A 21770-nucleotide genomic window follows, 5' to 3' on the forward strand; every position below is an offset into this window, starting at 1 on the left:
CAGTTATGCTGCCGGTCACAACACAGGCTACTTTCTGATTGCCAATACGTCGGCAACGGTGAAAAACGAGCCGAATGCAATAATCACATCCTGCTCACCCGCGTTCGCTTCTGCCGCCGCCAGCGCCTCGGCTACCGAGTTGAAACAGTGCCCCGGCTGCCAATGAGCCAGCTCGGACGCGCTCGCCCCTCGAGGGCCACCCAGACTCGCCAGATACCAGTCGTCTATCAGGCCACGCAGCGGTGCCAGGCTCGCGGCGATGTCTTTGTCTTTCAACATGCCCACTACCGCCAAACAGCGCCCCTTGCCTTTTATTGCCGGCAAGCGGCCGGCCAGATAGGTGGCCGACTCTGCGTTATGGGCAACATCGACCCACAATTTTGGCCCCAATTGCTGCAAACGTCCGGTCAGCGACGCCTGCTGCAACCCGGTGTGAATGGCCTCGATATCGGGTAAAAACGGTGACAGCGCCAGCGTCGCCAGCGCCGTGGCCGCATTCATGACCGGTAACGCAGGCAACGGCAAGGCGTCCAGCTGCAGCCCCAGGCCACTGAACGACCAGTGGGCGGGCTGTGTCTGTCCCGGGTTGTCTTGTACCTGCCAGACGTAATCACGCCCGGTACAATACAAGGGTGTACCCAGTTGCTCGGCATGGGCCAGCAAACGCGCGGGTGGCTCAGGATCACCACACACCGCCGGCTTGTGCTCACGAAAAATACCGGCTTTTTCAAAGCCGACGCTTTCCCGATCCGAGCCCAGCCAGTCGGTATGATCCAGGGCAATGGTGGTGACCACGGTTTGATCCGATGCCACCACATTGGTGGCATCCAGGCGTCCACCCAGCCCCACTTCCAGTAACACCACCTCGGGGCTGGCCGCACGAAACAGCCATAACGCCGCCAGCGTCGTAAACTCGAAATAGGTTAACGCCACCTCGGCCCTGGCCGTTTCTACCGCGGCAAAGGCAGCACAGAAGTCGGCCGCCGCCGGGCTGTCGCCATTAATGCGCACCCGCTCGCGGTAGTCCACCAGATGGGGAGAGGAATACACCCCCACACTGCGACCCGCCGCACGCAACATGGACTCAAGCAGCGCACAGGTGGTGCCCTTGCCATTGGTGCCGCCCACTGTGATCACATAGCTGGGCAGACGCAACAGATCCAGCCGCTCTGCGACCAGGTTCATGCGTGACAGCCCAAGCTCGATGTGCGCCATGTTAAGGCCTTCCAGCACCTGCAGCCAGTCGGCCAACGAGCGCTGCGCCAGTGCGTTCTCGCTGTTCATTAGGCTTCGGCTGGCTCTTGATTCATCAGCTTGCCAATCAGTCCGGCTACGGTGTCGCGCATTTCACGACGATCGATGATCATGTCGATGGCACCGTGCTCCAGCAGAAACTCACTGCGCTGGAAACCGTCAGGCAGTTTTTCCCGTACCGTTTGCTCGATAACACGCGGGCCGGCAAAGCCGATCAGGGCCTTGGGTTCGCCAACGTTAATGTCGCCCAGCATGGCCAGACTGGCGGATACGCCACCCATGGTGGGGTCGGTCAGTACCGAGATGTAAGGCAGACCGGCTTCTGACAGTCGGTTAAGCGCCGCACTGGTTTTGGCCATCTGCATCAGCGAGAACAAGGCTTCCTGCATGCGGGCACCGCCAGAGGCAGAAAAGCATATCAGGGCTCGGTTTTCTTCAATACAGGCGTTAACGGCGGCAATAAAACGAGCGCCCACCACCGAGGCCATGGAGCCACCCATAAAGGAAAACTCAAAGGCACAGACCGCAACCGGAATGCCTTTCAGGGTACCGGTCATGGAGACAATCGCGTCTTTTTCGTTGGTGGCTTTCTGTGCCGCGTTAATGCGGTCTTTATATTTCTTGGAGTCGCGGAATTTAAGCACATCTTGTGGCTCAAGCTCAGTGCCCAGCTCGACACGGCCGTCCTGATCCAGAAACTTGTCCAACCGCAGGCGCGCACCAATGCGCATATGGTGGTCGCATTTGGGACACACTTCCAGGTTGCGATCCAGCTCGGCACGGTATAATACCTGCTCGCAGCTGGTGCACTTGCTCCAGACGCCTTCTGGAATATTGTGACGACGAACACCTATGTTCTTATTCTTGGGAAGAATTTTCTCTAACCAACTCATGGAAATCCTTAGCGTGATTGCATCGTTATTGCAGCGTTACTTGCTGCGGGTTTTGCAAAACTATTGCAACAAAAACAGACAGGCTGCCGGGCGCGCTCTCTCGAGGAGATTCCCGTTATTATGGCGAGCATTAAACCATATATCAGCCTGCGCGTTGATAAAAAATTATGGGTTTACCGCTCTCGCCAGGCGCCCAGGGTATCGGGCAGCCACAACGGGCCGGGTATGGTGGTTGGCAGGCCGAACGACTCGGGATAATCAACCGCCACCAGATACAGGCCCCCCGCCTTGGCCGTGGGCCCCGCCAGGTTGCGGTCACGGGCGGACAAGACCTCTTTCACCCAGCTGACATCCATTTCACCCAAGCCCACCTTGATCAAGGTGCCGGCGATATTGCGCACCATATGATGCACAAAGGCATTGGCTTTAATGTCCAGCACCACATAGTGCCCGTAACGCACGACATTCAGGTGCACAATATTACGGAACGGGCTTTTCGACTGGCACTGCACGGCACGAAACGAGGTAAAGTCATGCTCGCCCAGCAAGTATTGACCCGCCTCGTGCATCTTTTGTGCATCGATATCGCCCACATAGTGGCTGACGCCACTGCCATGAATGGCGGGCCGCATATTGTGGTTGAAAATAATATAGCGATAGCGACGCGCCGTGGCACTAAAACGGGCGTGAAAGTCATCGCTGGTGTTCTTCACCCAACGCACGGCTATATCGCTTGGCAGGTTGGCATTCATGCCCAGCGTCCAGGCGCCGGGCTGACGATCGGCCTGCGTATCAAAGTGCACCACCTGGCCGGTGCCATGGACGCCTGCGTCGGTGCGACCCGCACACTGTACCGTAATCGGGTGATCGGCAATTTTCGATAAGGCTTTTTCTATCTCAGCTTGCACACTGGGGACTTCTCGTTGTCGTTGCCAGCCATAATAACGGCTGCCGTCATACTCGATGCCAAGAGCAATGCGCATAAAAATTCATTCCACGGGATAAAAGGACGGCAATTATACTCGTTACCGAGATAAATTGAAGAACCGGCCTGCTGCCAAGGCCGGTAATGGGTTAACTGCGCTTGTCGAGTCGCTGCAACAACTTTTGTGCATCACGCTGCTGCGCCTCATTGCCCCGCTTTATCGCCTCGTTCAACAGTTCGCGCGCGCTATCGACATCATTTATTTCCAGGTAGGCTCGCGCCAGATCCAGCTGGGCACCAATCCCCCCTTCATCGGCATCTATGTCCACGCCATCGCCCTGGCCAATCACACCGGCATAGTCATCCAGCTCCAGGTCCAGCTCCAGCTTGCGTTCCATATCCGGATCCAGCCCTTCGCTCCGCTCGGCATCGGCCATCAGCTGATCGACAGACACATAGGCCTCTTCGGGCTTGCTGGCAGTGGTGTCGGCAGCTGCCTCTTCCGGCTCATCGAGCGGCTCAGGGTCTGCCGGCAGCTCGTTTTCACGGGCGGTGACGGCGACATCGTTGAACAGCTCGTCAATGTCATCGGTAGAGAGCGACTCGCCTCCTTCATTCAGCTGCGCTTCTTCCTGTAACCCCTCGTCCTCAGCTGCAGGCCCGGAGGCGTCTTGCACCCCGGCTTCAGCAATCGGGGCTTCGGACTGCTCTTCATTCGCTTCGTACTGCATGGCTTGCCGGCGCTGCGCTTCCTGTTCTTCCAGAAGTTGCTGTTCTTCCAGGTAACGGGCAAAGGCGTCTTCGTTGACATCCTGCTCCGGCTGTTTCTCGTCAGCTGCTCCGGCCTGGGCGCCTGCCTGGATCTGGCTGGCAAACACATCTTCAAACTCGTCGCGCTCATCGTCCGGCAGGGTGCCGGTTGGCGATAGCTCCTGACCCTGTTTCTGTTCCGGCTCGGCCTGGTTATCTGCTTTCCGCTTACGCCACCACAAGGTCAACAACGCCAGCAACAGCAGCACGGGTAGCATCAGGATCAGAGCCAGATTCAAGGGACTTTTTAACAGCTCGCCGACCCCGCCCGCCTCTTGCGTGTTGAGCTCCTGGCTCTTGTCGTCGAGTGCGTTCTGGCTACGGTCGACCTTCAGACCTTCGACCTCGGCCGTTAACTGCGCCAATCGTAGACGCAACGCCTGATTATTGTCGGCCAACATCACGAGCTGTTCATTGGTCATGGCCACTTGCTCACGCAATTCGTCCATGAGCTGCAGTTGCAAACGGTTCAGCGCCACCTCTTCTACTTGAGCCGGGCTGGGCGCAACTGCCGGCTGCGCGACCGGTTCCGGCACCGTTTTCGGCTCGCTCAACACCATGGCTGCCTGGGCCGCATCGTCCGTCTGATTGTCGGTTTCTTGACTCACTTTCGGCGGTTGGGCCACCTGGGGGGCCGACGGGGCAATAACGGGGGCGCTTTGCTGGGGAGGTGCGGCCGGCTGGGGAGCAGGCTTGGCCTGCACTACTGGCTCGGGCTTGTTCGGGGCAGGTGTTGCGGCAACACGGGGGGCACCGGGAGCTCCCTGACGGCTCAAGCGTCGAAACTCCGCTTCGGCCTCAGTTGCAGAGCGCTGCCTGATTTGAGTGTCGGTCGGCAGGCGCAGCTGGGCACCCCGTTGCAAGTGGTTGATATTGCCTCGCACAAACGCCTGGGGATTGAGGCGATACAGCGCCACCATGGTCTGGTGCACCGTCGCGGGGGCGCGGGTGTAACGCGCCGCTATCGCCCACAGGGTATCCGTGTTGCGTATTGGCCCATAACCTTCGGGGTTGGCAGTCGGCTGCGCTTGTGGCTGCGCGGGGGCGGCCGTTGTCGCCGGGGGGGCGGGTCGTGCAGGCTCGGCCGATTCGGGGCCTCTCAATTCTATGTAAAAGTCGCCCTGAGCCACGGCAGTCGCCGACCAGCCTAGCCACACGGCCAGGCCCACTCCAAGATAGGGTCTGAGTCGTTTTATCAAGTGTTTCTTATCCTTTGTCCTGACGCTGAACGGAAGCGTTCGACGGCCAATGCATGTCATGACCCAATGCCTATAAAAAACAGTGTAGAAAAAATCAGTGCCAATAGAAACTTATCTGCCGGCCATCAAAGTCATTATTTTCAACCTCAGCTATCGGCCACCGGGAGGGATACTTTAAAACCCAGTTCTTGCGCCGCCTGATTCTGGTTGATTAACTGCAAGGAACCCAGCTCTCGGCGCTGGGGGTAATGCTTGCGCAAGTCATCAAAAAAGCCCGGCTTGCCCAACGCCGCACGAAACGCCTGATCATCCTGCTCGATGTCATACACCAGTCGTACCAGACGAGCGATCAACGCCTGATCCAGGGTATCGTGCAGATGAACCGCAGCTATGGCCGGCGGCGGCAACAGCTGCTCCGGACTCATCGACGGCGCTCTGTGTTGGAGTTCGCACAGGGCGCAATACAAGGCAAAGGTGCCTCTGGCCTTGCCTTCCAGGCTATAACCGGCGATATGCGGGGTAGCCAGCAACACATGAGGCACCAGGGGGGCCAGCACCGCCGGCTCATGCTCCCAGACATCCATCACCAGCGTGAGCGGCGCCGAGCCTTGCTGGCGCTGCAACAGGGCGGCATTATCCCAGACATCGCCGCGACAGGCGTTAATCAGTACCTGTTCGCCATGCAGCGCGGCAATGGCCGGCTCATCGAGCAGGTGCCAGGTAGCATGCTGCCCTTCACGGGTAAACGGAACATGAAAGCTGACGATGTCGGCGGTCAATGCCTGTGCCAATTCGACAAAAGCTGTCGGGTCCAGCTGGGCTTTGGGCGGATCGCATAACAGCACTTTCATCCCCAGTGCCCGGGCGCGCGCCGCCACCTGAGAGCCGGTATTTCCCACCCCGACCACGGCCAGGGTTTTCTCCGCCAGCTGCCAGCCTTTGTGCTCGGCCACCTTCAACAGAGCCGCCAGCACATAGTCGCCAACGGCGACCTTGTTGCAACCCGGCGCGCTGGCAAAGGCAATGCCGCGGCGGGCCAGCAAGTCGGTGTCGATGTGGTCGCAACCAATGGTGGCCGTCCCGACAAAGCTCAGCTGCTGTGCGTTTGCCAGCAGGGCCTCGTCAACCCGGGTAATGGAGCGCACCAGCAAGACATCCACATCACGGAGCTGCTCCGGGGTCATGTCTCGACCGGGGCAGGTGACAACCTCTGCCCAGTCGGCAAACAGTTCCTGTACGTAGGGCATATTCTCATCGGCAAGCAATTTCATCAACGGCAACCTCCTGAAATAACGCGCCATTGTACTCTTTGTTCGCTCAAGCTACAGCTATCATTCCGCTCTTGTTTTGCTAGAATCGCCGCTTCATTTCCTTCAGCTTATTTTTGGCGCCTGTTTTATGACACCTCGATTATTTTTTACGGTGCTGGCTTTGCTGGTGCTGCCGGTTACGATTGCCAGCCTGGGTTATCAATGGCAATGGCACTGGTTTCCCTTGCTGGATCTCGATGAGCCACCCGCCTTGCTGGCCTACAGCATAACGGTCACGGTGGGCAAATTTGGTATCGCCATCACCTTGTGCCTGTTGAGCGTGCTGACGCTGTATCGCTGGCGTCGTCGCCCCGGCCAGTTTGTGGTGTTTTTCTTCTGTTTGATGGCGGCGCTGGGCAGTGCTTTTATCACCAAAAGCGTGGCCAAGGAATACTTTAAAGAGCCCCGTCCTTATGTGCTCTGGCTGGCAGAAAAAGGTCGACTGGCCGACAGTGACCGTTTTTATGCCCAGTTGCCCATCATACGCGAGCACTGGCTGGCCGACGGCCTACGGGATATGTCGGAGCAGCAAGTGCCCAACTGGCTAAAGCTGCATTGGCAAGACGAGGTCAGTTACTCTTTTCCCTCCGGCCACTCTATTGCCGCCATGACCATAGCCGGCTTTTATTGCCTGCTGTTACTGTATCGGCGCCGTTCGCCCTGGCTGGTAGGCGGACTGGCCGTATGGGCGGTAGCGGTCTGTTATTCGCGACTGTTGCTGGCCCTGCACTGGCCGGCTGATATTCTGGCCAGCAGCATACTGGGAGTACTGTTTGGTGCGCTGGGCGCCTGGGCGTTTATCTGGTGGGATCGGCAAGCGTTGTAAGAGACGGTGAATGGTGAGGAGTGAGGGGTAAAACACCGAATTGGAAGAGTTCGGTGTTTCTTTTCCTCCTAACGCTTTACTCCTCACCCTTCACACTGATTTACTTCCCGAAATAGCGTACAAACTGGGCGGTATCGCGCTCGGGTAACTTGCGCACTTCTACCTGAGCGGTGCCCAGATACAGGAAGCCGACGATTTGATCGGTCTCGCTCAGCCCCAGCGCCTGATGCACGTTGCGGTCGAAGGCAAACCAGCCGGTGCGCCAGATGCCGTTGAAGCCCAACGCCAGGGCTGCCATCTGCATGGCCATTAACGCACAGCCGGCAGAGATTTCCTGCTCCAGCTGCGGCACCTTGTCGTGGGGTTTAACCTTGGCCACCACGGTAATGATCATGGGCGCACGCAAGGGCGCATTACGGGCGATAGCTACACGGTCGGGGCCATCGCCTTTTGCCTCTGCCACCTCGGCCAGAATATTGCCCAGGGCATGACGCTGCTCGCCTTCAAATACGATGAACTCCCACGGCGTTAACGCCGCATGATCAGGGGCGCGCAACCCGGCCTTGAATATGGTCTCCAGCTGTTCACCTGCCGGGGCCGGCTCCACCAAACGCGGATTGGAATGGCGGTTTAATAACAGTTCCAGTGCATCCATCTATAACACCTTTATCAACAAGCAAAATCAATCAGGGTCGATACCTTAGCAGCACCCGGCGCCGAGCGCCAAAAAACGTGGTGGGAGGATGCGTTAGGCGTTAGGCGTTAGGCGTTAGGCGTTAGGCGTTACATTCACCCCTCACTCTTTACCCTTCACTCTATATTTTCAGTGCCAGCTCCATGCCTTGGCGAATGGCGCGTTTGGCATCCAGCTCGACCGCCACATCGGCCCCGCCAATCAGGTGTACCGTGCAGCCCAACTCGGTGAGCGCGGCTTGCAGGTCACGCTGGGGTTGCTGACCGGCACAGATAATGACGTTGTCGACCGGCAGGCACAGGGTTTTACCCTCGCGCACTATATGCAGCCCGTGATCATCAATGCATTGATAACTCACGCCACCCCACATGTGCACACCATGTTGGCGCAGGCTGGCTCTGTGGATCCAGCCGGTGGTTTTACCCAGTCCCTTGCCCGGCTTATCCGTCTTGCGCTGTAACAGCCACAGCTGGCGAGCCGGCACCATGGGGGTCGGCGGCATCAAGGCGCCAGGCGCGCGATAGTCTTTATCGATCCCCCACTCGGCCAGCCACTGCTCGGTGTTTTGATGGCCACTGGCCACCAGAAATTCGGCTACATCAAAACCAATCCCTCCGGCGCCGATAATGGCCACCTTGTTGCCCACAGTGGCATGGCGCGCCAGCACATCGAGATAACTCAGCACCTTGGGATGCCGAACGCCGTCTATGTTGGGGGTGCGCGGTAATATGCCACTGGCCAGTATGACCTCGTCAAATGCCTGTAGCTGTGCCGCTTCGGCCTGGATCCCCAACCGCACCTCCACGCCGGTCTGCTGCAGGCGGTGGCGAAAGTAGCGCAAGGTTTCGTGAAACTCTTCTTTACCCGGTATTTGCTTGGCGTAATTGAACTGGCCACCTATTTCAGCAGCTTTCTCAAACAGCACCACCTTGTGACCTCGCTCCGCCGCCTGGCAGGCAAAGCTCAACCCCGCCGGGCCCGATCCCACCACCGCCAGCCGCTTGGGAGTGGCCGTGGTGGTTGCCAGCAGCTCGGTCTCGTAACAGGCTCGGGGGTTAACCAGACACGTCGCCCGTTGGCGTTTGAAGACATGGTCCAGACACGCCTGATTGCAGGCAATGCAGGTGTTAATCAGCTTGGCCTGCCCCGCCGCCGCTTTGTTGACAAAGTCGGCATCGGCCAAAAAAGGCCGTGCCATGCACACCAGATCCGCCTGGCCCGAGGCCAGTATGTGCTCGGCGACCTCAGGGGTATTAATGCGGTTGGTGGCCACTACCGGAATCGACAGTGCCTGGCGAACCCGTTCGGTCACCCAGCTAAAGGCGGCTCTGGGCACGCTGGTGGCGATGGTCGGTATTCGCGCTTCGTGCCAGCCGATACCGGTGTTGATGATGTTGACGCCGGCCTGCTCCAGCGCCTGCCCCAGCGCAATCACCTCCTCCAGTGTTGAGCCCTGCTCCACCAGATCCAGCATGGATAGCCGGAAGATCAGAATAAACTCGTCACCCACGGCGGCGCGCACCGCCTGCACTATGTCCACGGCAAAACGATGGCGCCGCTCACTGCTGCCCCCCCAATCATCGGTTCTTAGATTGGTTCTGGCACACAGAAACTGGTTAATCAGGTAACCCTCTGAGCCCATGATTTCCACCCCGTCGTAGCCGGCTTGTTGTGCCAGTTTGGCGGTATGGGCAAAGTCCTTGATACAACTTTGGATCTGGCGCGAACTCATGGCCCCGGGCTTGAAGGGGGTAATGGGGGCCGCTTTAGCGGACGGCGCCTGAGAAAAAGGATGGTAGGCATAACGGCCGGCATGCAGGATTTGCAGCGCAATTTTACCGCCCTCCTGATGCACCGCCTCGGTCAGTAAACGATGGCGCGACACCTGCCAGTTAAAGCTGAGCTGGGCGGCGTTGGCCAGCAAGCGGCCGCGAAAGTTGGGGGCGATGCCGCCGGTGATGATCAGGCCCACACCACCGCGCGCGCGTTCTCGATAAAAGGCGGCCAGTTTAGCAAAACCGCCTTTTTCTTCTTCCAGCCCGGTGTGCATCGATCCCATCAGCACCCGGTTTTTCAGCCTTGTAAAGCCCAGATCCAGAGGAGACAATAAATGGGGGTAATGGCTCATTATGCTTCCGCCTATCGCTACAGGTTTGACCACTTCAGGCTACTGCATCGCCAGCACACTTTCAAACGTTTGTTTAATTGAGGGACGAGCGCCCTGTGGATTAAGTTGATTCGAAGACGCCTTCTTTTAATAAGGCAGTGCTCTTGGGTGGAAGCCAACAAGATTTATGCCTGCGCCATAATGCGAGAACAAGTGTTCGCCTACAAAAGCACGACTTGGTGCATTGTTTTAGCGTGGTATTGTGCCCTCGCTGCCTTCATAATGGATTGATTCAACAATCGTTTCGTTTAAGGCAATGTTATGTGGTCTGCGATCAAGTGGTTCTTTCGTACTCTGGGCCGGGTATTGAATGCCATTCGTCTTTTGGTATCAGGTTTGTTTTTTTTAGCCATCATAGTGTTTACGGTGCTGATTTTTAGCGGCGAAGATGAAACCGTGGTACTGCCAGAAAAAGCGGCCCTCACCCTGGCTCTGGCCGGCCCGGTGCTGGAGCAGGAAACCCCCACCAGCCCACGACGCCTGGCTGAAAAATGGTTTGCTGGCGACACCACTCCGCCCGCCATGACCCTGAACCAGATTAAAGATGCACTGGACCAGGCCCGCAACGACCATCGCATTGGTGCCCTGGTGCTGCAGCTGCAAAACATGACGGAGTCGAGCATGACCAAACTCGATGAAGTGGGCGCAGCCATTGAAGCCTTTAAAACCTCGGGCAAGCCGGTGTACGCCATTGGTGATTACTACACCCAGGGCCAGTATTATCTGGCCGCTCATGCCGATGAAATTCTGCTCAACCCGGCCGGTGCAGTCACCATTCAGGGGCTGGGAGTGTATCGACTGCATTACAAGTCGGCGTTCGAACGTTTCAATATCACCCCTCACGTATTTCGGGTAGGCACCTATAAATCCTTTGTCGAGCCCTATATCCGCGACGACATGTCGGCAGAAAGCCGGGAGGACACCCTGCGCTGGCTGGGTCAGTTGTGGCAGCATTATCAGGATAACGTGGCCAGATTAAGAAATATTCCGGCCGATCATATCAGCCCCAGCAAAGAGCAATTGCTCAGCCGTTTTGCCGCCGCCAAGGGTGATCCGGCTCGTTACGCCCTGGAGCAAGGCCTGGTGGACCGCCTGGCCAGCCGAACAGACATGCTGCAAACCGTGGCCGAGCAGGTAGGCTGGAACAGCCAGACCAACCAGTATATGAGCCTGGATATTGCCACTTATCTCAGACACACCAAAACTCAGCCCAAGTCAGCCCCGGCTGTGGGTCTGATCACCGCCAGCGGTGCCATTATGAGTGGCCCCACCGCCACGCCCAACAGCATTAATGATGAGCACTTGAGCCAGCTGATCAACGAGGCGCGCCTGGATGCGGACATTCACGCCCTGGTGCTGCGCGTGGACAGCCCCGGCGGCAGTGCCTTTGCCGCCGAACAAATCCGCAGCGCCTTGCTGCGCTTTAAAGAAAGCGGCAAGCCTCTGGTGATCTCCATGGGCAGCACGGCCGCTTCGGGCGGTTACTGGATAGCGGCCGATGCCGACAAGATTTATGCCGCTCCCACCACCCTGACCGGCTCTATCGGGGTATTCGGCCTGTTTTTAACCTTTGAAGAAGCCTTCGAGAAGCTGGGCCTGAACACCGATGGCGTCGGCACCACCGACTTTGTTGGCGCAGGCCTGACCACGGGCTTGCCCGAACACACCAAGCAGCTGATCCAGATGGGGGTTGAACACACCTATGGTCAGTTTGTCGACCTGGTTGCCAAGGGCCGCGACATGAAGCCGGCACAGGTGGAGCGTGCGGCTCAAGGCCATGTATGGACCGGAAAAGATGCCAAAGAGCTGGGACTGGTGGATGAGCTGGGATACCTGGACGATGCCCTGGCCGGTGCGGCCGAACTGGCCAACCTGGGCGAGTTCAGCGTCAAACGGGTGCAAATGCCGATGACGGCCAAAGAGAAGTTGCTGTCCCAGTTCATGAGTGATTCCAATACGCTTGCCGACTGGGTAAGCGCGGCCCTGCCTGCGGTATTGCAGCCCGCCGGCCAGCAGCTAAAACAGGAGCTGGCCACCTTGAGCCAGTTTGACGACATTCGTGGTCAGTATGTGTTGTGCGTAGCGTGTCAGGAGTTTTAATGCAGCCTAAAAAAATCTATATCGCCTACACGGGTGGCACCATAGGAATGCAAAAATCCGCCAGAGGCTATGTGCCCCTGGCGGGCTTTATGACGGAGCGACTGGCCAAAACGCCGGAGTTTCACAGTGCCGAGATGCCTGCTTATCATATTCATGAATATGAACCGCTGATCGATTCGGCAGACATGACCCCCGCCGACTGGCAACGCATTGCCGACGATATTCAGGCCAACTACCAGCATTACGACGGCTTTGTGGTCTTGCACGGCACCGACACCATGGCATTTACCGCCGCGGCGCTGTCGTTCATGTTGGAAGACCTGGACAAGCCGGTGATTATCACCGGCTCACAAATTCCCTTGGCCGAACTCAGATCCGACGGTCGTCCCAACTTATTGAATGCCCTCTATGTAGCCGCCCATTATCCTATTAACGAGGTGGGGCTGTTTTTTAATAATCGGCTCTATAGAGGCAATCGCGCCAGCAAAGAACACGCCGACGGCTTTGAAGCCTTCGACTCTCCCAATTTTCCGCCTCTGCTCAATGCGGGTATTCACATCAGCCTGGAAGCAGGCATTTTGGGCAAACCCAGTGGCAAGCCGCTGACCGTCAGCCCCATTACCCCTCAGCCTATCGGTGTGGTGACCCTGTATCCGGGCATTAGCGCTGCGGTAATTGCCAATATATTACAGCAGCCGGTCAAGGCGCTGATATTGCTGTCTTACGGGGTGGGTAATGCTCCGCAGAATCCGGCCATGCTGACCCTGCTGGCCGAGGCGTCGGCACGGGGCGTGATCATCGTTAACCTCACCCAGTGCCAGCGCGGCAGCGTCAACATGGACGGCTACGCCCCGGGCAAGGCACTGGCGGCGGCGGGCGTGATTTCCGGCTACGACATGACCACAGAGGCCGCGTTGACCAAGCTGCATTATTTGCTGAGTAAAAACCTCACACCGGCACAGGTGCGCGAGCAAATGGGGCAAAGCCTGCGCGGTGAATTAAGCCGCCCGGCATAAAACTGCCTGGCCATCTGCCGGCCCTTTGGGATCGCCATGGATAGGTGATTCAGCCTTGCCCGGCCCTTTGTTACATCAGGCACTTTCCCGGTCGGTTGATTTCTGACCGGGCGCCGGATACTGTTGCCATTATGTTTCAGGTTAATGACCAACTCGGCGGTAATATATCAACTGGCTACAAAACAAGCGCAATACAAAACCTCGACATAACCCACGCCATACACTCAAGAATAAACAAGCCAATCAAGATGTCTTGCGCGAGCAGCGTTAGTACCCGCTCAACTGAATTAAATGTGGTTAATGCTAATGCTGTCCTGTTTTTATCAGGCGTTTAACTTTATCTGCAACATTTGAGACTATATTTTTATGTGCCAGGGATAAATAAAGCGCGCAGTCAGACTGACGCCGACCAATGAAGGCTGAATACAGATGGAAAAAAGTGATACTTTCGAGTTTGCCGACGATCAGGATGAAACGTTAGCGCACAAAACAGATGCCTGCTGGACGGTACAGAGTGTGGTCGCCGCCTCCAATTCCATCAACAGCAAGCAAAATCTGTCCTGCTTTGCCAGTTCCGTACTGAGCGAAGTTGGCAAATTGATTGACACCCTAGATGCCGGCATTATCTGCTCCCTGCCCCCACACGCCGAGCCTCCCCTGCAGGTGATAGCCACCAGTGGTGACTTCGAGTATCTGCCCGATCATGCTCCACTTGCTGTCACGCACCTCGAAGGGCCGACCGCAGCCATAGAGCAAGCCATTCTGCACCGCGAGCATCAATGGCAAGACGAGTACAGCATCTGCTATTTCAATACCCAGGAAACCGGGGCTCACGCCTACCTGATGCTGCTCAAGCATCCTACCCCACTGTCAGTCGCCTCTCGTTCGTTACTGAACATGTTTTGCGAAAGCATAACCAATGGCTTCCAGAACATTGCCTTGCTGAGTCGCCTGTCGGATCTGGCCTACCGGGATCCGGTACTGGGCATACACAACCGCAACTGGCTGGTACGTGAACTGGAATTGATGACCCCCCGGGAGCTCGACCAGACCCTGCTGCTGAAAGTTGAAATTGAACAGTTCGATGAACGCATGCTGACCTTTGGCGAGCCATTCTGCAACCGGCTGCTGCAACAGGTTTATCAGGCGTTGTCATCCCAGCTGCCCGAGGCCATTGCGATTGCCAAAACCTGGGACAATACCTTTGTACTGCTGCTGCCTCGACGGCCAGACTTCTCCCACCATACCTTCAAGCAGCGGCTCATCATGGTCGGTGACTTTAGCCGGCAGCTGTTTCTGACCGCTTCGTTACTGGAACTGCATCATTTTAGTCATCGCCAGCCCGAAACCATTCTGGTACTGGCACGCGCGGCCTGCACGGCGGCACGCAAAGCCGGCAAGCAATTCATCCATGTGGATCAGCAGTTTAGCGACAGGACCTCTGCGGGCTACAATCTGCTGCAGGATCTGCGTCAGGCAATCAATGACCAGCAGCTCAGTATCGTCCTGCAGCCCAAGGTGCGCCTGGTTGATGAAGCCGTAGTGGGCCTGGAAGCCCTGGTACGCTGGCAGCACCCGGATGGCCACTTTGTGCCGCCATCCGACTTCATTCCCATCGCCGAGGCCTCGGGCGAAATCGGCTTGATCGACCGTCTGGTGTTCAAACAGGTGGTAACGGCACTGCAGGCTCTCAACACCGCAGGTTATGCCCTTCCCATTGCCTTTAACCTCTCCAGCAGCGATCTGCTCGACGGTGCCCTGATGGCAGAGTTGATTGACTTTGCCCGTTCGGACCAGCCAGGGGCTCGGCTGCTGCAGGTCGAAATCACCGAAACGCTGGTGATGAGAGACTATGCCCAGTTTCGGCAGGTACTGGACCGGCTTATCGACGCAGGCATCCAGATCAGCATCGACGATTTTGGAACCGGTTATTCTTCGCTGTCCCAAATTACCAACCTGAGGGCCCACTGCCTCAAAATTGACAAAAGTTTCGTCGACGACGTCACCACCGACATCAACGCGCGGCATATTACCGAGATGATCCTGCGACTGGGGCAGCGCTTCGGCTTTTCGATCATCGCCGAGGGCATAGAGCACCCGGAACAAAAAGCCTATCTGCTACAACAGGGCTGCGAGATGGGACAAGGCTACCTGTTCGCCCGGCCCATGCCGCTCGATAACCTGCTGGAATGGCTGTGCGAGCAGATTATTGTCAATGACAAACTCTAGGCCTGGCATAATCGCCAGTGGTTCAGCAAGTCGGCCATATTGGTGACCTTGAGCTTGTGCATGGCCGAGGCTCTGTGCACTTCTACGGTGCGTACCGCCACGCACAACTGCTCGGCAATGGCCTTGTTGGTCAAGCCCTCGGCAACCAGGTTAACCACTTCTCGCTCGCGGTTGGAAAGCTGACTGAAGAGCTGGCGTACTCTTGCCTGTTCCGTCAGCTGCCTGACCCGCACTCGCGCCTGAGCCAGGGCGCTGGCCAGCCGCCTCGCATCCACCGGTTTCTCCAGAAAATCCACCGCGCCCTGCTTCATGGCCACCACGGCCTGCGGCACATCCCCATGACCGGTGAGCAAGATCACGGCAATGGCGCATTGACGCTTCAACAACGCCTGCTGTACCGCCAGCCCATCGAGCTTGGGCATGGCCAGATCGAGCAGTAAAATGGCCGGCGTCTGTTCATCCAGCTCGGCCAGAAACTGCTCGGGATCCGACCAGCCCTGGCTGGCATGGCCCATGGCATCCAACAAAAAACGATTGGCTGCCACTACCTGTTGATCGTCATCCAGAATATAAATTTTCATTCGCTCTCCTCGGGCAAGAACAAGCTGGCGCGGGTGCCGTTGGCGGTATTTTCCAATGTCAGTCGGCCATTCAAGCGCAGTGCCAGACGATGGCTGACCAGCAGCCCTATGCCCATGCCATGATAATGAGCTGCGGGCAGGTTTTGCTGCAACGAGGCAATAATAGCGGAGTCGACCCCGCCGGCATCATCTTCTATGGTAACTTGCCAGCCGCCGTTGACGGGATGGGCCCTCACCCAGATATGGCCGCGCACCGAAGCAGACCCCGTCGTTAGTCGTCCGTGGGCATTCAACGCATTGCCCAGCAGATTATTCAAAATCTGCTCTACCGCCGGGCGCACCGTTAACAGGCTACCCTCGCTCAACTGGCTGGTTAAGGTCACGTTCAGGGCATAGGCCCGCGGCTGCATCCGCGTCACCAACTCCCGACACACGCTGGCCAGCGCCACAGGCTCGGCGCTGGGCAAAGGCTGAGTGGCCCATTGGCGAAAACGGCGAATAATGGCGGCACCCCGTTCGGTTTCGGACACGATGCGGCCAAAGGCCTCTTGTTGCTGTTCGGTCTGGCTGACCAGCTCGCCTGCCTGGGCATACGCCTGAATAGCCGACAAGGGCTGATTAAGCTCATGAGCCAGGCCGGTGGCCATTTCTCCCATCAGAATACGCTGGCGCGCCTGCGCCAGCTCCTGCTCTTTGTCCTGCATCAGGCTATGCAGCTTATCCCGCTCCTGGGTACGTCTGAGCAATAACAGCGTGACGCGGTAATGATGCAGCAACAAGGCCAGCAAGATAATCACCAGAGCGGCCAGAAAAGGCCAATAACGAATAATCATCTGACGCAGCAACTGCAATGGCAACACCGGAGCCGCCGCCGGCCCCAGCTGCCAGTCGGTTAATAGCTGCTCAACCTCATCCAGTCGAATTGGCGCCCCCCATAAGGGCCGCTGTTGGAACTCCAGGCTCAGCAAGGCACGGCTGGTGATACGCAGCAGTTTTTCGTCCGTGATGCCCACGGCGGCAAAGCTCCACCCCGGATACAAGGGGGTAGAACGCGCACAGTGCTCGTCTTCCTGCACCATAAGTGCACGAAAATTAGATAGCTCTATCAGCCCCTCCTGCTGCATGTTTTCCAGCAGGCAGGTGGGCAGCATGGCCGCGGTCAGGGCGCCATCGCGCAGCAAGTACACGAGAGCATCTACCGGATACCCCCTAAAACGCAAGTCGAGATCCGCCGGCTGCACGCCCTGGCGGCGCAATTGCTCTGCCACCAGCAAATAACCGCCAAAGGCCTGTTCGTGTACCGCCCCCACGGGCTGGCCGCGCAACTGACCGGGTTCGACAATCTGACTGTCGGCCCGCACCCACAGGGTACCGGCGACACTGGCGCGCGCCTGACCGTAATAAGGATCCAGATAAGACGCCAGCCAGTTCAGCTGCTGACTTTGGCTCAACATGAAATGCGCCGGATGGGTGACAACAAAATCCAGCTGTCCGGAACTTAACTCCTGATCCAGCTGCTGCTGGGTCAGATAACGCCCCACAAAATGATGATCGGGTATGGCATTATTCAGGCCGGCCAGGGTCGCCGCCCATTCGTCACGGGCCTGCGCTTCGCCCCTGAAGGCTAAAAAACCCACCGTATATTGCTCGGCCGCCGCCGTCAGGCTGAACAAAAGCAGCGCCAAGCCGAGTAACATCCTGTTACAGATCACGTCGGATTTCCTTCTGTGGAACGCAAAATTACCCTGCCGTGAGTATAGGTTCGAGACAAGTACCCACCGTCTTTTGTCGTCCCGTGCGTTGAAAAAATGAACGGCTTTCTCCTCTCGCCTCACTCTTTACATTTTTCGTTACCGTTCCGGTATATTCAGCCACTGCGGAGTATGGCCGGTTTGCTCGGTAAAATGTTGCAAATCGGTTTTGCTTAACAAGACGGTGGCGGTGTTGCGCAGCGGATGGCAATGAAAATGGTCACCGTCTATCAGGTCTTGATCCAGCCACAGCTCGACTTGCTGTTGCGTATCGTTCACCAATGCCAGCACAGACACATGGCCAGGCTCTACGCCTAAATAACGCAGCAGCCGCTCGTTGGACGCAAAGCCGATTCGCGACCAGCCCAGCTGCGTGGACAAGGCTTTCAGGTCTACCTGCTTGTCGGGACGGGTTAACAGCAAGGCATGACGGCGACCATAATTATCGCGCAAAAACAGGTTTTTCAGCCGGGTGCCGGGCCGCTTCAGTAACAGGCGGTCCGCATCATCACAGGTAAACAGCGGTGGATGCTCTATCAGCTCCGGGCTGATCTGCCAGCTGGCCAGTTGCGCCATAATATCTGTTGTCATCTTCTGCTATGTCCTCATCTGTACAATCAATTACCGGCCAAGGGTGGCCAATGGCAGTCGGATATGCTGTTATCTCACCCCTGTACCATTAAAGCGAGTGCTTGTTATGTCTGCCCTTTCCCGCGTTAAACTCTCTATGCTCGATCTGGTGCACATTCGTGCCGATCACACTGCCGCCGATGCTATTAACGACTCGGTGGCGGTGGCGCGTCATGTTGAGCAGCTCGGCTTCGAGCGCTTCTGGCTGGCAGAGCACCATAACCTGGACGGCATTGCCAGCTCGGCCACCGCGGTCTTGATTGGCCACATTGCCGGCCACACCCAACGCATCCGCGTGGGCTCGGGGGGCATCATGTTACCCAATCATCCGCCTCTGGTGGTAGCCGAACAGTTTGGCACCCTGGCCACCATGTATCCCGAGCGCATCGATTTAGGGCTGGGCCGCGCACCGGGGACCGATCAGGATACCATGCGTGCCCTGCGCCGCCGGCCGGAAGATGCCGAGCAGTTCCCCGAACAGGTGCAGCAACTGCAACAGCTATTGGCGCCGGCTCAACATGGCCAAAAACTGATCGCCATTCCCGGTGCCGGTACCCAGGTACCCATCTGGCTGCTGGGCTCAAGCCTGTTCAGCGCACAACTGGCCGCACAAATGGGCCTGCCTTATGCGTTTGCTTCACACTTTGCCCCGCGCATGCTGCAAGACGCAGTGGCACTGTACAAGCGCACCTTTCGCCCTTCAGCTGTGTTAAGCGAGCCTTATGTGATCGTCGGCGTGCCCGCCATCGTCGCCGATACCGAACAGCAAGCCGCCTTGCTGGCCACCACGGCCCAGCAAAAAGTGCTGTCGTTACTCCGCGGCGACACCCGCCTGTTGCAACCGCCCGTGACCGACATGGCGAGCCGCTGGTTGCCCCATGAACAAAATGGCGTAGAAAGCTTCCTGGGCGCCGCCGTGGTGGGGGCACCGGAACAGGTCGCGCAGCAGCTGGAACGCTTGCTGGCCCAAACCGGTGCCGACGAGCTGATGATAGTGTCCGATATTTATGAACAAAGTGCCCGCCATCACAGCTTAAGCCTGCTCGCGGAACTGGTTAAGGTACAGTGAAGGGTAATGGGTGAAGAGTGAAGGGTTAAAGTTGTACTCTTCACTCTTTCCGCTTCACCCCTCACGTTTTTAACGGCTGGGGTTGACCGCCAGTACGTCGGCACGGATCACCGACTGCTCGGCAATCAGCTCGGTCACCACAGCGCGGCAGGCCTTGTAATGGGGCGTCAGCTTGTGTTCGGCCAGGGCCGCTTCATCCTGATAGATTTCATATAACCAGAACAGCTCGGGGTCGGCCTGGTCCTGCAACACATCAAAGGTATGACAGCCAGGCTCGTCACGCACCGAGGCTGCGGCTAGGGTCTGTTGACCTTTCGAGATGATTTTTGCAGCAGTTTGTGGCGTCTTTATACAAGGCAGCGCTTATGCCATGTAGTCACTCTCCATAAATAAGCGGTAACGCAGTAGAAAGACGCCACAAGCGCTGCCCTGCGGGTTCGGCTAAACGCGTTTTTCTCTTTGTTGAGCGGGCTTTGCTTAGAATGACTAGGCTACAACCCGCTCGCCGCGATAAAAACGCGTTTAACTCGAACAAAATTTAACCGCGAAAGGTCAACAGACCCTAGGCAGCATGGCTGCCAGAAATTCCTCGGCTTTGCCTGGCTTGAGCTTGGTTTTGACTATAATCGAATACATTGTAAACTCCATTTGTTCATTTAAATTCAACAAATAGTACACAACTATTCAAGCCATAGACAAGGAGCTCTGCCATGGAAAGACCCGGTCGTTTAAACGGCATGCGTCATATCGCCTTCACCATGCCCAACCTGGAAGAATGCGAGCAATTTTATACCGAGATAATGGGCATGCAGCTGCTGCGCCGCGCCCACAAAGACCTGGTATACCTGACCTGTGGCAACGACAACCTGTCTTTGGGCCGGGCCGATGTGCCTGCCAGTGGCGTGCAGAGCATGGATCACTTCGGCTTTATTGTGGATAGCAAGGCCGAGCTGGATCAGTGGTTTTTGTATCTGCAAAGCAAGGGCGTCACCATGCTGGACACGCCGCACGACCACGCCGACGGCGCCCGCAGTTTTCATGTGACCGATCCGGCCGGCAACGTGATCCAGCCTATTTATCATCCGGACATTTCTGGCCAGCGCTTTACCAATCCCTAATAATGCCTTCGCCGTGGTTTTCCCGGTCACGGCTTTCCGTTATGGTAAGCACCATAGTGCTCTAGGGTTGCCTCATGAGCGAGGCCGGCCCTATCACCCCATTTTGCAATAGAGCAAGCTATGTCCTTACATACCGATGAATTAAGAAGTCGCCGCCTGGCGCAGCTGATCACGCCCCAGCAACTTAACGAACAATTCCCCGTTACCGAGGCCATGGCCGACACTGTGCTGAGTACGCGTGCCGACATAGAAGCCATTTTAACGGGCCACAGCAATAAACTGCTGGTGGTGATTGGCCCCTGCTCGGTTCACGATACCGCCGCCGCCCTCGCCTATGCCGAACGACTGGCCCCCCTGCGCGAACGCTATGCCGACCAGCTGTGCATCGTGATGCGCACCTACTTCGAAAAGCCCCGCACCATAGTGGGCTGGAAAGGACTGATCAACGACCCGCACCTGAATGGCAGCTTTGATGTGAATAGCGGCCTGCAACTGGCGCGCAAGCTGTTGTACGACATCAATGCCCTGGGGCTGCCCACCGCCACCGAATTTCTGGATATGGTGACCGGGCAATATATTGCCGACTTGATCAGCTGGGGCGCCATAGGAGCCCGCACCACCGAATCTCAGGTGCACCGGGAAATGGCCTCGGCCTTGTCGTGCCCGGTGGGCTTTAAAAATGGCACCGACGGCAACATTCAGATTGCACTGGATGCGGTACGCGCCGCCAGCCACTCCCATATTTTTTGCTCGCCTGACAAGCACGGCCGCATGACCATCTACCAAACCGATGGCAACCCTTTTGGCCATGTTATTTTACGCGGCGGTAAAACACCGAATTACGATGCCGACAGCATAGCGGTTGCCGTAGACGAGCTGCAACAGCTGGGCCGGCCGACCCGACTGGTGGTGGATCTCAGCCACGGCAACAGCCTAAAGCAATATCAGCGCCAGCTATTGGTAGCAGACGATATTTGCCGGCAGCTGTCTGCTGGCAGCCGTTATATTGCCGGCATCATGATAGAAAGCTTTATTGAAGCCGGCCGCCAGGATGTTGTAGATGACAAGGCTGCGGTCTTTGGCCAAAGCATTACCGACGCCTGCCTGGGCTGGAGTGATACCGAACAGTTGCTGAAAAAGCTGTATGACACGGTTAAGGGCGCTGAAGGGTGATGCGTAAAATGTGAGGTGTGAGGTG

At 57.3% G+C, this 21770-nt stretch carries 18 protein-coding genes; 7 read left to right on the forward strand and 11 right to left on the reverse strand.

Translation table 11 applies throughout. The annotated features are described in order from the left end of the window. Window positions 1-27: 27 nt before the first annotated feature. From folC to ACN0VL_RS04375, 5 genes are all read right to left on the reverse strand, one after another. On the reverse strand, window positions 28-1284 hold the full coding sequence (gene folC / locus ACN0VL_RS04355) for a bifunctional tetrahydrofolate synthase/dihydrofolate synthase (protein ID WP_417614904.1): 1257 nt from the start codon (window positions 1282-1284) through the stop codon (window positions 28-30). Next, window positions 1284-2147, reverse strand: a complete 864-nt coding sequence (accD, locus tag ACN0VL_RS04360) for an acetyl-CoA carboxylase, carboxyltransferase subunit beta (protein ID WP_417614905.1) — start codon at window positions 2145-2147, stop codon at window positions 1284-1286. The genes folC and accD overlap by 1 nt, the downstream gene beginning before the upstream one ends. A gap of 173 nt (window positions 2148-2320) precedes the next feature. After that, a complete protein-coding gene (gene truA / locus ACN0VL_RS04365) occupies window positions 2321-3130 on the reverse strand; it encodes a tRNA pseudouridine(38-40) synthase TruA (RefSeq protein WP_417614906.1) in 810 nt (269 codons plus the stop codon). 91 nt (window positions 3131-3221) lie between these two features. Then, window positions 3222-5081, reverse strand: coding sequence for a FimV/HubP family polar landmark protein (locus ACN0VL_RS04370; protein ID WP_417614907.1), 1860 nt, complete (start codon window positions 5079-5081; stop codon window positions 3222-3224). 146 nt (window positions 5082-5227) lie between these two features. Continuing rightward, entirely contained in the window at window positions 5228-6352 is a 1125-nt protein-coding gene (locus tag ACN0VL_RS04375; RefSeq protein WP_417614908.1) for a 4-phosphoerythronate dehydrogenase, read from the reverse strand. A gap of 127 nt (window positions 6353-6479) precedes the next feature. On the opposite strand from ACN0VL_RS04375, the gene ACN0VL_RS04380 reads away from it, so the two are divergent. Further along, complete coding sequence (locus ACN0VL_RS04380) at window positions 6480-7217, forward strand: phosphatase PAP2 family protein (protein ID WP_417614909.1); 738 nt, start codon at window positions 6480-6482, stop codon at window positions 7215-7217. A gap of 100 nt (window positions 7218-7317) precedes the next feature. Here ACN0VL_RS04380 and ACN0VL_RS04385 read toward each other — a convergent pair whose 3' ends face one another. Next, window positions 7318-7872 (reverse strand): NAD(P)H nitroreductase, encoded by a 555-nt coding sequence (locus ACN0VL_RS04385; protein ID WP_417614910.1) that lies wholly within the window; start codon window positions 7870-7872, stop codon window positions 7318-7320. A 160-nt stretch (window positions 7873-8032) separates the two neighbouring features. Next, the gene (locus ACN0VL_RS04390) at window positions 8033-10039 is read right to left on the reverse strand and encodes an FAD-dependent oxidoreductase (protein ID WP_417614911.1); all 2007 of its coding nucleotides are present in this window, start codon (window positions 10037-10039) and stop codon (window positions 8033-8035) included. A 300-nt stretch (window positions 10040-10339) separates the two neighbouring features. Here ACN0VL_RS04390 and sppA point away from each other — a divergent pair, with 300 nt between their 5' ends. The 3 genes from sppA to ACN0VL_RS04405 all read left to right on the forward strand — a co-directional run bounded on the left by sppA (window position 10340) and on the right by ACN0VL_RS04405 (window position 15423). Further along, window positions 10340-12178, forward strand: a complete 1839-nt coding sequence (gene sppA, locus ACN0VL_RS04395; RefSeq protein ID WP_417614912.1) for a signal peptide peptidase SppA — start codon at window positions 10340-10342, stop codon at window positions 12176-12178. Continuing rightward, window positions 12178-13194: an asparaginase gene (gene ansA, locus ACN0VL_RS04400; protein ID WP_417614913.1), complete on the forward strand. Its 1017-nt coding sequence runs from the start codon at window positions 12178-12180 to the stop codon at window positions 13192-13194. The genes sppA and ansA overlap by 1 nt, the downstream gene beginning before the upstream one ends. 429 nt (window positions 13195-13623) lie before the next feature. Beyond that, window positions 13624-15423: an EAL domain-containing protein gene (locus tag ACN0VL_RS04405; RefSeq protein ID WP_417614914.1), complete on the forward strand. Its 1800-nt coding sequence runs from the start codon at window positions 13624-13626 to the stop codon at window positions 15421-15423. On the opposite strand, the gene ACN0VL_RS04410 is transcribed toward ACN0VL_RS04405, so the two are convergent. The 3 genes from ACN0VL_RS04410 to ACN0VL_RS04420 all read right to left on the reverse strand — a co-directional run bounded on the left by ACN0VL_RS04410 (window position 15420) and on the right by ACN0VL_RS04420 (window position 18346). Then, entirely contained in the window at window positions 15420-16004 is a 585-nt protein-coding gene (locus ACN0VL_RS04410; protein WP_417614915.1) for a response regulator transcription factor, read from the reverse strand. The two genes, ACN0VL_RS04405 and ACN0VL_RS04410, sit on opposite strands and share 4 nt — an antisense overlap. After that, window positions 16001-17716 (reverse strand): PhnD/SsuA/transferrin family substrate-binding protein, encoded by a 1716-nt coding sequence (locus tag ACN0VL_RS04415; RefSeq protein ID WP_417614916.1) that lies wholly within the window; start codon window positions 17714-17716, stop codon window positions 16001-16003. Before ACN0VL_RS04415 ends, ACN0VL_RS04410 begins: the two co-directional genes overlap by 4 nt. 138 nt (window positions 17717-17854) lie before the next feature. Continuing rightward, complete coding sequence (locus ACN0VL_RS04420) at window positions 17855-18346, reverse strand: prolyl-tRNA synthetase associated domain-containing protein (RefSeq protein ID WP_417614917.1); 492 nt, start codon at window positions 18344-18346, stop codon at window positions 17855-17857. Window positions 18347-18452: 106 nt separating this feature from the next. Between ACN0VL_RS04420 and ACN0VL_RS04425 the strand changes: the two genes are divergently transcribed. Then, on the forward strand, window positions 18453-19454 hold the full coding sequence (locus ACN0VL_RS04425) for an LLM class flavin-dependent oxidoreductase (RefSeq protein WP_417614918.1): 1002 nt from the start codon (window positions 18453-18455) through the stop codon (window positions 19452-19454). Between the two features lie 69 nt (window positions 19455-19523). Here ACN0VL_RS04425 and ACN0VL_RS04430 read toward each other — a convergent pair whose 3' ends face one another. Next, the gene (locus ACN0VL_RS04430; protein ID WP_417615009.1) at window positions 19524-19814 is read right to left on the reverse strand and encodes a putative quinol monooxygenase; all 291 of its coding nucleotides are present in this window, start codon (window positions 19812-19814) and stop codon (window positions 19524-19526) included. A gap of 350 nt (window positions 19815-20164) precedes the next feature. On the opposite strand from ACN0VL_RS04430, the gene ACN0VL_RS04435 reads away from it, so the two are divergent. Continuing rightward, window positions 20165-20572, forward strand: coding sequence for a VOC family protein (locus ACN0VL_RS04435; RefSeq protein ID WP_417614919.1), 408 nt, complete (start codon window positions 20165-20167; stop codon window positions 20570-20572). A gap of 120 nt (window positions 20573-20692) precedes the next feature. Then, complete coding sequence (locus ACN0VL_RS04440; protein WP_417614920.1) at window positions 20693-21745, forward strand: 3-deoxy-7-phosphoheptulonate synthase; 1053 nt, start codon at window positions 20693-20695, stop codon at window positions 21743-21745. Window positions 21746-21770 lie beyond the last annotated feature (25 nt).

Origin of the sequence: Oceanisphaera sp. (genome assembly GCF_048268965.1) — a bacterium.
Lineage (GTDB): Bacteria > Pseudomonadota > Gammaproteobacteria > Enterobacterales > Aeromonadaceae > Oceanimonas.

Bases quoted from the DNA above. Each gene is read 5' to 3' on its own strand.
- folC (WP_417614904.1), bottom strand. From the start codon at position 1,284: ATGAACAGCGAGAACGCACTGGCGCAGCGCTCGTTGGCCGACTGGCTG.
- accD (WP_417614905.1), bottom strand. From the start codon at position 2,147: ATGAGTTGGTTAGAGAAAATTCTTCCCAAGAATAAGAACATAGGTGTT.
- truA (WP_417614906.1), bottom strand. From the start codon at position 3,130: ATGCGCATTGCTCTTGGCATCGAGTATGACGGCAGCCGTTATTATGGC.
- ACN0VL_RS04375 (WP_417614908.1), bottom strand. From the start codon at position 6,352: ATGAAATTGCTTGCCGATGAGAATATGCCCTACGTACAGGAACTGTTT.
- ACN0VL_RS04380 (WP_417614909.1), top strand. From the start codon at position 6,480: ATGACACCTCGATTATTTTTTACGGTGCTGGCTTTGCTGGTGCTGCCG.
- ACN0VL_RS04385 (WP_417614910.1), bottom strand. From the start codon at position 7,872: ATGGATGCACTGGAACTGTTATTAAACCGCCATTCCAATCCGCGTTTG.
- ACN0VL_RS04390 (WP_417614911.1), bottom strand. From the start codon at position 10,039: ATGAGCCATTACCCCCATTTATTGTCTCCTCTGGATCTGGGCTTTACA.
- sppA (WP_417614912.1), top strand. From the start codon at position 10,340: ATGTGGTCTGCGATCAAGTGGTTCTTTCGTACTCTGGGCCGGGTATTG.
- ansA (WP_417614913.1), top strand. From the start codon at position 12,178: ATGCAGCCTAAAAAAATCTATATCGCCTACACGGGTGGCACCATAGGA.
- ACN0VL_RS04405 (WP_417614914.1), top strand. From the start codon at position 13,624: ATGGAAAAAAGTGATACTTTCGAGTTTGCCGACGATCAGGATGAAACG.
- ACN0VL_RS04410 (WP_417614915.1), bottom strand. From the start codon at position 16,004: ATGAAAATTTATATTCTGGATGACGATCAACAGGTAGTGGCAGCCAAT.
- ACN0VL_RS04420 (WP_417614917.1), bottom strand. From the start codon at position 18,346: ATGACAACAGATATTATGGCGCAACTGGCCAGCTGGCAGATCAGCCCG.
- ACN0VL_RS04425 (WP_417614918.1), top strand. From the start codon at position 18,453: ATGTCTGCCCTTTCCCGCGTTAAACTCTCTATGCTCGATCTGGTGCAC.
- ACN0VL_RS04435 (WP_417614919.1), top strand. From the start codon at position 20,165: ATGGAAAGACCCGGTCGTTTAAACGGCATGCGTCATATCGCCTTCACC.
- ACN0VL_RS04440 (WP_417614920.1), top strand. From the start codon at position 20,693: ATGTCCTTACATACCGATGAATTAAGAAGTCGCCGCCTGGCGCAGCTG.